The organism is Citrobacter sp. wls619 (assembly GCF_005281345.1).
Lineage (GTDB): Bacteria > Pseudomonadota > Gammaproteobacteria > Enterobacterales > Enterobacteriaceae > Citrobacter.
In genome coordinates this window covers 1-14271 of the sequence record NZ_SZXJ01000103.1, presented here as the reverse complement: position 1 = coordinate 14271, position 14271 = coordinate 1, and the positions used below count along the sequence as shown (strand labels likewise).

Here is a 14271-nt window from a genome sequence, read left to right as displayed (position 1 = left end):
GATTAGCAGATTGTTTTTTCTTCAATGAACTTGTTAACCAGCGTCATTAACTCGTCCGTTGTCGGTTGAGCAAGAGCCTGCTCTGCTAACACCTTCGCATCTTCGAAGTTCGTGTTACGGATAATCTTCTTAATGCGCGGGATAGAAATGGCGCTCATAGAGAATTCGTCCAGACCCATCCCCAGCAACAGAAGTGTAGCACGTTCGTCGCCTGCAAGCTCACCACACATGCCGGTCCATTTGCCTTCAGCATGAGAAGCATCAATAACTTGCTTGATCAGCGTCAGAACAGATGGCGACATCGGTTGGTAAAGGTGTGAAATCATATCATTACCACGGTCAACTGCCAGGGTGTACTGCGTTAAATCATTGGTGCCGATACTAAAGAAATCAACTTCTTTGGCTAAATGACGTGCAATTGTTGCCGCAGCCGGTGTTTCCACCATCACGCCAATCTCAATGCTTTCGTCAAATGCTTTACCTTCGAGCCTAAGTTCCTGTTTGTAGATTTCGATCTCTTTGCGCAGCGCACGCACTTCTTCAACAGAGATAATCATCGGGAACATGATGCGCAGTTTGCCGAAAGCAGAGGCACGCAGGATAGCGCGAACCTGGTCACGCAGGATCTCTTTACGATCCATCGCGATACGCACGGCACGCCAGCCCAGGAACGGGTTCTCTTCTTTCGGGAAATTCATGTACGGCAGTTCTTTATCGCCGCCGATGTCCATGGTACGTACGATAACCGCCTGAGAGCCACACGCTTCAGCAACGGCTTTATACGCAGCAAACTGTTCTTCTTCAGTCGGCAGCGATTCACGGTCCATGAACAGGAATTCGGTACGATACAGACCCACGCCTTCAGCGCCGTTACGCTCAGCGCCTTCAACGTCACGAACGGTACCGATGTTGGCACACACTTCAACCTGGTGACCGTCCAGCGTGATAGCGGGCAGATCTTTCAGCTTAGCGAGTTCCGCTTTCTCGGTAGCAACCTGCTCCTGAACGGCACGCAGTTGTTCGATAACGTCGTTAGTTGGGTTGACGTAAACCTGATTGTTTACGGCATCCAGAATCAGATAGTCGTCGTTTTTCACCTGAGAGGTGACGCTACCGGTACCTACGATGGCAGGCAGTTCCAAAGAACGCGCCATGATTGAGGTATGAGAGGTACGTCCACCTGCGTCAGTGATGAAACCCAGCACCTTCTCGAGGTTCAGCTGTGCGGTTTCTGACGGGGTCAAGTCAGCGGCAACCAGGATAACTTCTTCCTGGATAGCGCTCAGGTCGATAATTGCCAGACCCAGGATGTTACGCAGCAGGCGTTTACCGATGTCACGTACGTCAGCCGCACGTTCTTTCAGGTATTCATCATCCAGCTCTTCCAGGGCTGTGGCCTGACCTTCGATAATCTCATGCGCAGCTGCGTCAGCCGTCATGTGCTTATCTTTAATCAGGGCTATGATTTCCTGCTCCAGCTCCTCATCTTCGAGCAGCATGATATGCCCTTCAAAGATGGCTTCTTTTTCTTCACCGAATGTTTCACCAGCTTTGGTTTTGATCGCTTCCAGTTGCGCAGATGCCTTGGCACGACCGCTCAGAAAACGTTCAACTTCCTGATCAACCTTGTCGGCAGAAATTTTTTTCCGGTCAATGACGATTTCGTCTTCTTTCAGCAGCAGTGCCTTGCCGAAAGCGATACCCGGGGATGCTAAAATGCCTGAAATCATAACCCTACCTTACTTGTGACTGATATTTAAAAGAACTCGTTGAACTTACTCGAGTTCAGCCATCAGTTTAACCAGATGCTCAACTGCTTTCTGCTCGTCTTCGCCTTCTGCGGAAAGGGTAACAACGGTGCCCTGAGTCAGGCCCAGAGTCTGCAGCTTAAACAGGCTTTTTGCGCTAGCGCTTTTGCCGTTGGAAGTCACAGTGATTTCAGACGTAAAGCCTTTTGCTTCTTTAACAAACTGAGCAGCAGGGCGAGTATGCAGACCGTTCGGAGCGGTAATGGTAACTTCTTGCTGGAACATTATATTTCCCCAACTTATAGGTTTAGTGTTGTGGAACTAAAGTCTAGCCTGGCGGTTCAACTTTAGCCTGTATTGTTAGCGTCGACGTAAACAGGACGCGACACAAAAGGAGTTCGGTGCAATCCGTTGCTGGCAACTTCTTGCCGCTGACGTTTCGTTCGTCATTAAACATTATGCCGCGAAAGGAAGAGTTGAACCAAATCATAAAATCGATTCAGCTAGCGCTTTTCCTGTAACGATTAATTTCGCGCATCAAAATAATTAGTTTGGTTAAATACCAGTTCCGGCGGGCTGAATCAATGCCAGGTGGGTTGAAACTTTGAAGCAGGCCACAAAAAAGCACCCAAAAGGGTGCTTTTTTACGCGTATTTAACATGCTGGCATTACTGTTGCAGTTCTTTCTCAGTGAAGAGATCGGCAAACAGTGCAGTGCTCAGATAACGCTCACCCGATGACGGTAGAATAACCACTATATTCTTATTGGTAAAGGTTTCATCTTCCTGGAGCTTAAGCGCGGCAGCAACCGCAGCACCTGAAGAGATACCTGCCAGAATACCTTCTTCTTCCATCAGGCGGCGCGCCGTGGAAATCGCTTCATCATTAGTGATGGCAACCACTTTATCGATAAGCTTCAGGTCAAGGTTACCAGGAATGAAGCCTGCGCCAATGCCCTGAATTTTATGCGGGCCTGGTTTCAGCTCTTCACCCGCCAGCGCCTGGGCGATAACCGGCGAGTCTGTCGGCTCAACGGCAACGGTGATGAGGTCCGTTTTGCCCTTGGTCCCTTTAATGTAGCGAGTCACCCCAGTCAGCGTACCGCCGGTACCGACGCCAGAGATAAACACATCAACCTGACCGTCGGTATCTTCCCAGATTTCCGGGCCGGTGGTTTTCTCGTGGATTTCCGGGTTCGCCGGGTTGCTGAATTGCTGAAGCAGCAGGAATTTTTCTGGGTCGCTGGCAACAATCTCCTCTGCCTTTTGAATCGCGCCCTTCATGCCTTTCGCGCCTTCGGTCAGCACCAGGTTTGCACCCAATGCCTTCAGCAACTTGCGACGCTCAATGCTCATGGTTTCTGGCATCGTCAGGGTGAGTTTGTAACCACGGGCGGCAGCAACGTAGGCCAGCGCGATCCCGGTGTTACCGCTGGTCGGTTCGACCAACTCAACGCCCGGCTTCAGTACACCACGTTTTTCGGCATCCCAAATCATATTGGCACCGATACGGCATTTGACGCTGAAGCTCGGGTTACGTGACTCCACCTTCGCCAGAATGCGTCCGTTACCGATACGGTTCAGTCGAACCAGCGGCGTATGACCGATAGTCAGCGAGTTGTCTTCAAAAATCTTACTCATGGCCTGTCCTTAACTGTATGAAATTGGGATACCGCTTCAGCATACCTGTTGAGAAAGTATGGGGAAGTAAGGATTTAGCATATCTATATTCAGAAAGGAAATATTCGACGTCAGTATGGAATAAGGGACGGCATAAGCCATCCCTGTTTTACACATTTTTGCATTACTTCCATAACGCGTGTTTAGCACGGTAGCAGTCTACCCACATCGCCGTGGCACCACAAACCGCAACTGGCATGATGAACAGATTGAGCACCGGGATCATCGTAAACAGACTGGTTAGCGCACCAAACTGCATGTTGGTGACTTTGCGTGTGCGCAGGGCGATCCGCATCTCTTTAAAGGGCACTTTGTGGTTGTCGAACGGATAATCACAATATTGAATAGCCAGCATCCACGCGCTGAACAGGAACCACAGTACAGGTGCGACGGTCTGCCCCACGCCGGGGATAAAATAGAGGAGCAATAACACAAAGGCGCGCGGGAGATACCACGCCAGCTTTTGCCATTCACGCTTCATAATACGCGGCACATCTTTCATGATGCCAAGAACGCCAGTGTCAGGCGGCGTCGCGCCCGTCAGGCGGGCTTCGAGTTGTTCTGCCAACAAGCCGTTAAACGGTGCGGCAATCCAGTTGGCGATGGTGGAGAACAGGTAGCCAAACACCAGTAGCACGGAGACAGTCACAATCGGCCATAGCAAATAGCTCAGCCACTGTAGCCAGTTCGGGACGTGGCTCATCAGCGCGGGGATCCAACTGTCCAGTTGCGTAAACAGCCACCAGAATGCGCCGCCCATCAGCAGAATATTCACCAGTAAAGGCAGGATAACAAAGCGACGAATTCCCGGTTGCGTGATGAGTTTCCATCCCTGAGAAAAGTAATAAAAACCGCTGCGAGGTACAACTGCAGATGATGAAACCATGGTCAGGACATACTCCTTGTTATAAAAGCTCTGGTAAACTTTGCGTATCTTACCGGGTTGTTGAGCGTTAGGCTGTTCAGAAATGTTCGAAAAAACAGCAAAAAGCACGTTTTTATTCATCTTTATGCCGTGAAAGCCAAGAGTGCACTTGCACTTGGCGTAATCGGCAAATACTCTTAGTGAGTAAATGTTTGCCGTGGTGGCAAGGTGTTAGAACAACAGAGAATATAATGATGCAGGATTTGCGTCTGATATTAATCATTGTTGGCGCGATCGCCATAATCGCTTTACTGGTACATGGTTTCTGGACTAGCCGTAAAGAACGGTCTTCTATATTCCGCGATCGCCCACTGAAACGCATGAAGTCTAAACGTGATGACGAGGATTCCTACGACGACAACGTCGAGGAAGACGAAGGCGTGGGCGAAGTCCGCGTGCATCGTGTGAATCATGCTCCCGGCAGCGCGCAGGAACATGGTGTTCCTCCTCAGTCGCCGCAACACCAGTACCAGCCGCCTTATGCGTCTGCTCAGCCGCGTCAACCCGCGCCGCAGCCTGCACAAGCGCCGGTACCGCCGCCGCATGCTCAGCAGCAGCCGCAGCCTGTACAACAGCCACAGCCGGTGCAACATCAGCCTGTTCAGCAACAACCTGTGCAGCAGCCGATGCAGCATCAGCCCGTTGCTCCGCAGGTTCAGCAGCCCGTGCAGCAAGCACCGCAACCTGCGCCGCAGACTTTCCAGCCCGTAGAGCCTGTTGTTGAACCGCAACCGCAGCCTGAGCCGGTAGTTGAAGAAGCGCCTGTTGCTGAAAAACCGCAGCGTAAAGAAGCGGTCATCATTATGAACGTCGCGGCGCATCATGGCAGCGAGCTCAACGGTGAAGTGTTGCTCAACAGCATTCAGCAGGCTGGTTTTAAATTTGGCGATATGAATATTTTCCATCGTCATCTCAGCCCGGATGGTAGTGGCCCGTCGCTGTTCAGTCTTGCCAATATGGTTAACCCAGGGACGTTTGACCCTGAGATGACCGGCGATTTCAGCACGCCGGGCGTCACTATCTTTATGCAGGTTCCGTCCTATGGCGACGAGCTGCAAAACTTCAAGCTGATGCTGCAGTCCGCACAGCACATTGCCGATGAAGTGGGTGGTGTGGTGCTTGACGATCAACGTCGTATGATGACGCCGCAGAAACTGCGCGAGTATCAGGACCGCATCCGCGAAGTTAAAGAATCTCACGCCTGATTTTCCTCTGGCGTGACCTCTCCTTTCTGAACCCCCGCCTGTCGGGGGTTTTTTATCATTGATGGTGCGATATGGAATCAATCGAACAACAACTGACAGAACTGCGAACCACGCTTCGCCATCATGAGCATCTCTACCATGTGATGGACGCGCCGGAAATTCCTGATGCGGAATATGATCGCCTGATGCGCGAACTGCGTGAACTGGAAGCGCAGCATCCTGAACTTGTGACGCCCGATTCACCCACCCAGCGCGTAGGTGCCGCACCTCTGGCGGCATTCAGCCAGATCCGTCATGAAGTGCCGATGCTGTCGCTGGATAACGTGTTTGATGAGGAGAGTTTTCTCGCTTTCAATAAGCGCGTTCAGGACAGACTGAAGAGCACGGATAAGCTGACCTGGTGCTGTGAGCTGAAGCTGGATGGTCTGGCGGTCAGTATCCTGTATGAGAACGGTGTACTGGTCAGCGCGGCAACGCGTGGTGATGGTACGACTGGCGAGGATATTACCTCGAACGTGCGCACCATCCGTGCGATCCCGTTAAAACTGCGTGGCGATAATATTCCGGCACGTCTGGAAGTGCGCGGCGAAGTGTTTTTGCCGCAGGCCGGGTTTGAAAAAATTAACGAAGAAGCCCGCCGCACGGGCAACAAAGTGTTTGCTAACCCGCGTAATGCGGCGGCAGGATCATTACGCCAGCTCGATCCGCGTATCACCGCGAAGCGACCGCTTACTTTCTTCTGCTATGGCGTCGGCGTGCTGGAAGGCGGCGAACTGCCCGATACGCATTTGGGGCGCTTGCTGCAGTTTAAAGCGTGGGGCCTACCGGTCAGCAACAGGGTAACGTTGTGCGACTCTCCGCAGGAAGTACTCGCTTACTATCATCAGGTTGAAGAAGACCGCCCAACGTTGGGATTTGATATCGACGGCGTGGTTGTCAAAGTCAACTCCATGGCGCTGCAGGAGCAACTGGGCTTTGTTGCCCGCGCGCCGCGCTGGGCGGTAGCCTTTAAGTTCCCGGCGCAGGAACAGATGACTTTTGTTCGTGACGTTGAGTTTCAGGTCGGGCGTACCGGCGCGATTACGCCCGTCGCCCGCCTCGAGCCGGTGCAGGTGGCTGGCGTGCTGGTCAGTAACGCGACGTTGCATAATGCCGATGAAATCGAACGTTTGGGGTTACGCATTGGCGACAAAGTCGTTATTCGTCGTGCGGGCGATGTGATCCCGCAGGTGGTTAACGTGGTGTTGTCCGAGCGTCCTGAAGATACGCGCGAAATCGAGTTCCCCACTCATTGTCCGGTGTGCAACTCTGACGTTGAACGCGTGGAAGGCGAAGCCGTGACTCGCTGCACGGGCGGTTTAATCTGTGGTGCGCAGCGTAAAGAGTCGCTCAAACACTTCGTTTCCCGTCGTGCGCTGGATGTTGACGGTATGGGCGACAAAATTATCGATCAACTGGTCGAGAAAGAGTACGTGCACACACCAGCGGATTTGTTCACGTTGACCGCAGGTAAGCTGACCGGTCTCGATCGTATGGGGCCGAAGTCGGCGCAAAACGTGGTGAACGCGCTGGAAAAAGCGAAAGAAACCACCTTTGCCCGTTTCCTGTATGCGCTGGGCATTCGCGAAGTCGGTGAAGCCACGGCGGCTGGCCTGGCGGCGCATTTCGGTACGCTGGATGCGCTGGAGGCGGCCTCTATTGAAGAGCTGCAAAAAGTACCGGATGTCGGCATTGTGGTGGCCACTCACGTGTTTAACTTCTTTGCCGAAGAGAGCAACCGCGAGGTGATCGTGCAACTGCTGGCGCAGGGGATTCACTGGCCAGCTCCCGTCGTCGTCAATGCCGAAGAGATCGACAGTCCTTTCGCCGGTAAAACGGTCGTACTGACCGGGAGTCTGAGCCTGATGTCGCGTGATGATGCCAAAGCGCGGCTGACCGCACTGGGGGCAAAAGTGGCCGGTAGCGTGTCGAAGAAAACCGATCTGGTTATTGCCGGCGAAGCGGCAGGTTCGAAGCTGGCAAAAGCGCAGGAGTTGGGTATTGCCGTTATCGATGAAGCGGAAATGATCCGCTTACTGGGCGCCTGAGATGGAAAAAGAGCAACTGATTGACATTGCCAACACCGTGATGCCTTTCGGAAAATATAAGGGGCGTCGGCTGATTGACGTTCCGGAAGAGTATCTGTTGTGGTTTGCCCGCAAAGATGAATTTCCGCCGGGTAAACTGGGCGAGCTAATGCAAATCACGCTGCTGATTAAAACCGAGGGGCTGACACAGCTGGTACAGCCCCTGAAACGTCCGCTTTAAGCCTTCGCGGCGCGGCTATTCTGCTGCGCCGCCTGTAATGCGTCCGTCTGGCGCTTATACCGACGCGCCAACACGGCGCATACCATCAGTTGGATTTGATGGAAGATCATCAACGGCAGCACCATCATACCAATCACCGAAGTCGGGAACAGGATATTGGCCATGGGGATCCCGTTCGCCAGACTCTTTTTCGACCCACAGAAGACAATGGTAATTTCATCGGCTTTGTTGAAACCACATTTGCGTGCGACAAAGACGTTGATACCAATCACGATGGCCAGTAATACAAGGCTGACAATCACAATAAACAGCAGTGAACCGACGCCAACTTTGTGCCAGATGCCATTCACGACCGCTTCACTGAAAGCAGAGTAAACCACCAGCAGAATGGATGACTGGTCCGTTTTGGCGATCCATTTTTTATGGCGCGACACCCAGTCGCCAATCCATGGACGTGAAAGATGCCCAAGTACGAATGGCAGCAGCAGTTGCAGCATGATTTTCCCTACCTGCTCCAGGCTGCCCTCTGCACCATGCATATTCATCACCAGTCCGACCAACAGCGGAGAGAGGAAAATACCCAACAGGCTGGAGGCCGAGGCGGAGCACACGGCGGCGGCAACGTTACCGCCCGCCAGTGACGTAAAGGCAATTGCCGACTGCACCGTGGCAGGCAAAATACACAGGTACAGGAAACCCGTGTAGAGCATCGGATCAACGTTGACCGGTGCCCACCAGGCAAACAGGACACCCAGCACGGGGAAGACCACAAAGGTGCTGCACATGACCCACAGATGCAAACGCCAGTGGCTACCGCCGGCAATAATGGCTTCACGCGAGAGCTTTGCGCCGTGCATAAAAAAGAGTAGGGCAATGGCGGCGGTGGTTAGGCCTTCAAAGAAAGGCACAAAGCCGCCCTCTGCAGGGAAAAATGAGGCCAATAAAACGACGGTAATCAGCGTTATCGTGAACGGATCAAGGATACGAAAAAGTTTCATAAAAGCTCCTGAAATTCGGTAGGAACATTTTGCGTTTTTCCGTTTGAGAAATAAAATTGATTTATTGCATCTATATATGAATTGAATCGATGAATTATTCTTTGCGCCAATTACGTATCTTTGTCACCGTCGCTCAGGCCAAAAGTTTTAGCCGGGCGGGGGATATCATCGGCTTAAGCCAGTCGGCGGTCAGTCATAGTGTAAAAGAGCTGGAAGGGCAGACGGGTGTCAGGCTACTGGATCGTACAACGCGCGAGGTGGTGCTGACGGAAGCCGGGCAGCAACTGGCAGCACGGCTGGAACGCATTCTGGATGAACTGCACAGCACGCTGCGCGAAGCAGGCCAGGTGGGAACGCAGTTAACCGGTACGGTGCGCGTTGCCGCCAGCCAGACGATTTCCGCGCATCTCATTCCGCAGTGTATTGCGCAGAGCAATCAGCTGTATCCGGCAATCGATTTTGTCCTGCACGACCGGCCACAACAGTGGGTACTGGAGAGTATTCGTCAGGGGGAAGTGGATTTTGGTATTGTGATTGATCCGGGAGCCGTGACCGATCTGCAGTGTGAAGCGGTGCTATCGGAGCCGTTTCTGTTGTTGTGTCGTCAGGATCACCCGCTAGCTCACCGGGAATGGATTAACTGGCAGGATCTGCAGCATGAGCGCCTGGTTTTGCAGGATTATGCCTCCGGTAGCCGACCGCTGATTGATGCGGCATTGTCTCATTTTTCTATTGATGCCAACATTGTTCAGGAGATTGGGCACCCGGCAACGCTGTTCCCGATGGTCGAAGCCGGGATTGGTATCAGCGTGCTGCCTGCGCTGGCGCTCCCCTTACCGCAGGGCAGTCATCTGCAGGTTAAGCGCCTGACGCCGGTTGTGGAACGGCAACTGATGCTGGCACGACGTAAAAATCGTTCTTTATCGACTGCGGCCCAGGCGCTGTGGGACGTGGTGCGGATGCAGGCCAGTGAATTAACCGCCGGTCGGGCACGCGATCCGTTGTATCAGATATAAATATCGACCCGATGTGGATCGGTAGCATTGTTGACGCCCTCAGCTTTTCTTTGATCGGCGCTTTGCTTTTGCTGTGACTCCTCGGCCTGCTGGCGCAACAATTGAGCCAGCTGTGCTTGTAACATCTTGATTTGAGTCTGAATAAGCTCCTGCTGCTCGCGCTTCTGCTCAACACTGCCACTGCTATTGGGGATATCTTTGAGCTGCTGGGTTAGCTTGGTTATCTTTTGGGTGATTTGTGAAATCTGTGCGGAGATGTCATTCCCGGCTGATGCTTTTCCACCGCCGCTACTGCTTTGAACAGTTGGGGTGGAAACGTTGATAGTTGTCATACGGATTCCTCGCGCCATAAAACATGAGTATCGGCATCAGCGAACAGAACTTCAGCGACAATACGGCGAGTGGAGTTTAATCATAAAAATCCCAAACCTTCATGTATCTGTATTCCTGTGCCATTTCTGGCTCAAAAATAATGTGATTTCAGGCTGATTTAGTGCAACTCATCGATACCGATTTACTATCGGTTGTTGGGATAAACGGTATTGGTAATCGATTGCGCAGTCTCGCTATAACAGTGCGGTACGCTACGTTATTTTCGATTACTCAGTATTAAGGACATCTCATGAGCCACTCTCTTTTCTCGCAAAATCCCTGGTATAGCGCCGATATCATTCGTGGTTACAAGCCGGATTTTACGCCGCGCGTAGCCTTTATCCTCGGCTCCGGCCTGGGTGCGTTGGCGGATCAAATTGAGGATGCGGTAGCCATCTCTTACGAGAAACTGCCGGGGTTCCCGGTGAGCACCGTACACGGTCATGCTGGTGAGCTGGTGCTGGGGAATCTGGCGGGAATTCCGGTGGCCTGTATGAAAGGACGTGGACATTTCTATGAAGGTCGCGGCATGACGGTGATGACGGATGCCATTCGTACGCTGAAGCTGCTGGGCTGTGAGTTGCTGTTTTGCACCAATGCCGCAGGTTCTTTGCGCCCCGAAGTCGGTCCGGGTAGCCTCGTTGCGCTTAGCGATCACATTAATACAATGCCGGGCACACCGATGGTGGGACTTAACGATGAGCGTTTTGGCGAGCGATTCTTTTCGCTGGCGAATGCCTATGATGCTGACTACCGTGCGGTCCTGCAAACCGTTGCCGCTGAGGAAGGGTTCCCGCTGAGTGAAGGTGTATTTGTTTCTTATCCGGGACCGAACTTTGAAACCGCGGCAGAAATCCGCATGATGCAAATCATCGGTGGCGACGTGGTGGGGATGTCGGTGGTGCCTGAAGTTATCTCTGCGCGACACTGCGGTTTGAAAGTGGTTGCAGTGGCGGCCATCACCAACCTGGCGGAAGGTTTGGGTGATGTGAAATTATCCCACGCGCAGACGCTGGCAGCGGCGGAACTCTCCCGGCAGAATTTCATCAATTTGATCTGCGGATTCTTGCGCAAACTGGCCTGAATAACTAAAAAATGACCCCGCTTGCGGGGTCTTACTTTATGGCAAGGAACGGAAAAATGGGTATCGCATCTCGCTTAAAGCTCATGTCGTTTTTGCAATATTTTATCTGGGGAAGCTGGCTGGTAACCCTGGGTTCTTACATGATTAACACCCTGGATTTTACCGGCGCGAACGTCGGTATGATTTACAGTTCGAAAGGGCTGGCGGCGATTATCATGCCGGGCATTATGGGTATTATTGCCGATAAATGGCTACGCGCCGAGCGCGCCTATATGCTTTGTCATCTGGTGTGTGCGGGCGTGTTGTTATATGCCACAACCGTTACCGATCCACAGACCATGTTTTGGGTGATGCTGGTTAACGCAATGGCGTATATGCCGACGATTGCGTTATCGAACAGCGTCTCATACTCGTGCCTGGCGCAATCGGGTCAGGATCCGGTCACCGCGTTCCCGCCAATTCGTGTGTTTGGCACCATAGGGTTTATTGTGGCGATGTGGACAGTCAGCCTGATGGGGCTGGAACTGAGCAGCGCGCAGTTGTATATCGCTTCAGGTGCATCGCTGCTGCTGGCTCTGTATGCGCTTACGTTGCCGAAAATCCCGGTTGCTGAGAAGAAAGCAAGCACCACTCTTGCCAGCAAGCTTGGTCTGGACGCCTTTGTCCTGTTTAAAAAACCGCAGATGGCAATCTTCTTTTTGTTTGCGATGATGCTGGGGGCGGTGCTGCAAATCACTAATGTCTTTGGCAATCCGTTCCTGCATGATTTTGCCCGTAACCCGGAATTTGCCGACAGCTTTGTGGTGAAGTACCCCTCCATATTGCTTTCTGTTTCACAGATGGCGGAGGTGGGTTTTATTCTCACTATTCCGTACTTCCTTAAACGCTTTGGCATTAAAACGGTGATGCTGATGAGCATGCTGGCATGGACGCTGCGTTTTGGCTTCTTTGCCTTTGGCGATCCGTCGCCGTTTGGTTTTGTGCTGCTGCTGATGTCGATGATTGTCTACGGCTGTGCGTTTGATTTCTTCAATATCTCAGGGTCGGTATTTGTCGAGCAGGAGGTTAGCTCTAATATTCGCGCCAGTGCGCAGGGGCTGTTTATGACGATGGTAAATGGCGTTGGCGCGTGGGTGGGGTCAATCCTGAGCGGTATGGCGGTGGACTATTTTTCTGTCGATGGCGTCAAGGATTGGCAGACCATCTGGCTGGTGTTTGCCGCATATGCACTGGCTCTGGCGGTTATCTTTGCATTGTTCTTTAAGTACAAGCATGAGCCTGAACGACTGGCGCAGAAATCACCGGCACATTAACGCTCCATTGGCGGCGGGTTCTGATACCCGCCGTTTCATTTTCTGCGAGGCAATGTGGTAACTTTGCGCATTATCCTTATTTCAGGAGCGCATTATCCATGGAACGCACGCACCGCATCGATCTGAAGTTACTGCGTTATTTTCTTGCTGTCGCAGAAGAACTGCATTTTGGACGTGCCGCTGCTCGCCTGAATATGTCGCAACCGCCGCTCAGTACCCATATTAAAGAGCTGGAGCAACAGCTCGGCACTTTGCTATTTATCCGTCATTCCCGCAGCGTGGCGTTAACTCACGCCGGGAAGATATTGATGGAAGAGTCGCGCCGACTGTTATCCAGTGCCAATCAGGCGCTGGCGAGAGTGGAGCAGATTGGTCGTGGTGAGGCAGGGCGAATTGAGCTTGGCGTTATCGGTACTGCGATGTGGGGGAAAATGCGCCCGGTAATGCGGCGTTTTTTGAAGGAGAATCCCAACGTTGAAGTGCTGTTTCGTGAACATATGCCGGCAATGCAGATGACGATGCTGGAGCGGCGTGAGCTGGATGCGGGGGTATGGCGGATGGCGACCGAACCTTCGCCTGGATTCACCAGCCTGCGTTTGCATGAGTCCTCTTTTCTGGTAGCGATGCCAGAAGAGCACCCACTGGCCGCGCTTGCAGCGATACCATTGGAGGCGTTGCGGAACGAATATTTCGTCACGATGCCTTCCGTTCATACTGACTGGACGTTTTTGCAGCGTGTTTGCCTGAGCGCTGGCTTTACGCCAATGATTATTCGCGAGGTGAGGGAGCCGCAAACGGTGCTGGCGATGATCAGTATGGGGATTGGGATTACCTTAATCGCGGACAGTTATGCGCAGATGAACTGGCCGGGAGTGGTGTTCCGCCCGTTAGAGGAACGTATTCCGGCGGATTTGTATATTGTATATGACCAACAACAGGCGACGCCCGCGCTGGAGAAACTGGTAGCGGCATTGACGATGTGATGTCTGTGCCGGATGGCGACTAACGTCTTATCCGGCCTACGCGTGCGGTATTGTCTGTAGGCCTGATAAGCGCAGCGCATCAGGCAGTTTCCAGCTGGCGAGAAAGTGGTGGGTGATGACGGGATCGAACCGCCGACCCCCTCCTTGTAAGGGAGGTGCTCTCCCAGCTGAGCTAATCACCCACTTCGGTACTGCACATTTTAACAAGAAATCCAGCTGGCGAGAAAGTGGTGGGTGATGACGGGATCGAACCGCCGACCCCCTCCTTGTAAGGGAGGTGCTCTCCCAGCTGAGCTAATCACCCACTTCGGTACTGCACATTTTAACAAGAAATCCAGCTGGCGAGAAAGTGGTGGGTGATGACGGGATCGAACCGCCGACCCCCTCCTTGTAAGGGAGGTGCTCTCCCAGCTGAGCTAATCACCCACTTCGGTACTTCATTTTATTGTAAGAAATCCAGCTGGCGAGAAAGTGGTGGGTGATGACGGGATCGAACCGCCGACCCCCTCCTTGTAAGGGAGGTGCTCTCCCAGCTGAGCTAATCACCCACTTCTCAATTTCTTACTTTACACGGCGGAGACTACTTAAAGTAGTTGGTGGGTGATGACGGGTTCGAACCGCCGACCCCCTCCTTGTAAGGG

General features: G+C 52.7%; 13 protein-coding genes and 4 tRNA genes. 7 read left to right on the top strand and 10 right to left on the bottom strand.

The annotated features are described in order from the left end of the window. Window positions 1–2: 2 nt before the first annotated feature. The 4 genes from ptsI to cysZ form a co-directional block, all read right to left on the bottom strand. On the bottom strand, window positions 3–1730 hold the full coding sequence (gene ptsI, locus FDX19_RS24340) for a phosphoenolpyruvate-protein phosphotransferase PtsI (protein WP_137384722.1): 1728 nt from the start codon (window positions 1728–1730) through the stop codon (window positions 3–5). Window positions 1731–1775: 45 nt separating this feature from the next. After that, a complete protein-coding gene (ptsH, locus tag FDX19_RS24335; RefSeq protein ID WP_002913505.1) occupies window positions 1776–2033 on the bottom strand; it encodes a phosphocarrier protein Hpr in 258 nt (85 codons plus the stop codon). Window positions 2034–2416: 383 nt separating this feature from the next. Further along, window positions 2417–3388, bottom strand: coding sequence for a cysteine synthase A (gene cysK, locus FDX19_RS24330; protein ID WP_003038091.1), 972 nt, complete (start codon window positions 3386–3388; stop codon window positions 2417–2419). Window positions 3389–3551: 163 nt separating this feature from the next. Continuing rightward, window positions 3552–4313: a sulfate transporter CysZ gene (cysZ, locus tag FDX19_RS24325; protein ID WP_137384721.1), complete on the bottom strand. Its 762-nt coding sequence runs from the start codon at window positions 4311–4313 to the stop codon at window positions 3552–3554. Between the two features lie 230 nt (window positions 4314–4543). Between cysZ and zipA the strand changes: the two genes are divergently transcribed. The 3 genes from zipA to FDX19_RS24310 all read left to right on the top strand — a co-directional run bounded on the left by zipA (window position 4544) and on the right by FDX19_RS24310 (window position 7864). Then, window positions 4544–5557: a cell division protein ZipA gene (zipA, locus tag FDX19_RS24320; RefSeq protein WP_137384720.1), complete on the top strand. Its 1014-nt coding sequence runs from the start codon at window positions 4544–4546 to the stop codon at window positions 5555–5557. Window positions 5558–5628: 71 nt separating this feature from the next. Further along, window positions 5629–7644 (top strand): NAD-dependent DNA ligase LigA, encoded by a 2016-nt coding sequence (gene ligA / locus FDX19_RS24315; RefSeq protein WP_137384719.1) that lies wholly within the window; start codon window positions 5629–5631, stop codon window positions 7642–7644. Between the two features lies 1 nt (window position 7645). After that, window positions 7646–7864 carry a DUF3820 family protein gene (locus tag FDX19_RS24310; protein ID WP_045445890.1) on the top strand — a complete coding sequence of 73 codons (219 nt, stop codon included), beginning with the start codon at window positions 7646–7648 and terminating at the stop codon, window positions 7862–7864. Here FDX19_RS24310 and FDX19_RS24305 read toward each other — a convergent pair. Next, window positions 7861–8862, bottom strand: a complete 1002-nt coding sequence (locus tag FDX19_RS24305) for a bile acid:sodium symporter family protein (RefSeq protein ID WP_137384718.1) — start codon at window positions 8860–8862, stop codon at window positions 7861–7863. The two genes, FDX19_RS24310 and FDX19_RS24305, sit on opposite strands and share 4 nt — an antisense overlap. 89 nt (window positions 8863–8951) lie before the next feature. Between FDX19_RS24305 and FDX19_RS24300 the strand changes: the two genes are divergently transcribed. Then, window positions 8952–9878, top strand: a complete 927-nt coding sequence (locus FDX19_RS24300) for a LysR family transcriptional regulator (RefSeq protein WP_137384717.1) — start codon at window positions 8952–8954, stop codon at window positions 9876–9878. Here the strand turns inward: FDX19_RS24300 and FDX19_RS24295 are convergent. Continuing rightward, window positions 9869–10210 carry a FlxA-like family protein gene (locus FDX19_RS24295; RefSeq protein ID WP_137384716.1) on the bottom strand — a complete coding sequence of 114 codons (342 nt, stop codon included), beginning with the start codon at window positions 10208–10210 and terminating at the stop codon, window positions 9869–9871. The genes FDX19_RS24300 and FDX19_RS24295 overlap by 10 nt on opposite strands. Before the next feature lie 290 nt (window positions 10211–10500). Between FDX19_RS24295 and xapA the strand changes: the two genes are divergently transcribed. From xapA to FDX19_RS24280, 3 genes are all read left to right on the top strand, one after another. After that, on the top strand, window positions 10501–11334 hold the full coding sequence (xapA, locus tag FDX19_RS24290) for a xanthosine phosphorylase (RefSeq protein ID WP_137384715.1): 834 nt from the start codon (window positions 10501–10503) through the stop codon (window positions 11332–11334). A 56-nt stretch (window positions 11335–11390) separates the two neighbouring features. Then, window positions 11391–12647: a nucleoside permease gene (locus FDX19_RS24285; protein WP_137384714.1), complete on the top strand. Its 1257-nt coding sequence runs from the start codon at window positions 11391–11393 to the stop codon at window positions 12645–12647. A 98-nt stretch (window positions 12648–12745) separates the two neighbouring features. Next, entirely contained in the window at window positions 12746–13630 is an 885-nt protein-coding gene (locus FDX19_RS24280; protein ID WP_137384713.1) for a LysR family transcriptional regulator, read from the top strand. Window positions 13631–13736: 106 nt separating this feature from the next. Here FDX19_RS24280 and FDX19_RS24275 read toward each other — a convergent pair. The 4 genes from FDX19_RS24275 to FDX19_RS24260 form a co-directional block, all read right to left on the bottom strand. Next, window positions 13737–13812, bottom strand: a tRNA-Val gene (locus FDX19_RS24275). A gap of 46 nt (window positions 13813–13858) precedes the next feature. Beyond that, window positions 13859–13934 (bottom strand) — tRNA-Val (locus FDX19_RS24270). A 46-nt stretch (window positions 13935–13980) separates the two neighbouring features. Continuing rightward, window positions 13981–14056 (bottom strand) — tRNA-Val (locus FDX19_RS24265). A gap of 46 nt (window positions 14057–14102) precedes the next feature. Continuing rightward, window positions 14103–14178, bottom strand: a tRNA-Val gene (locus FDX19_RS24260). Window positions 14179–14271 lie beyond the last annotated feature (93 nt).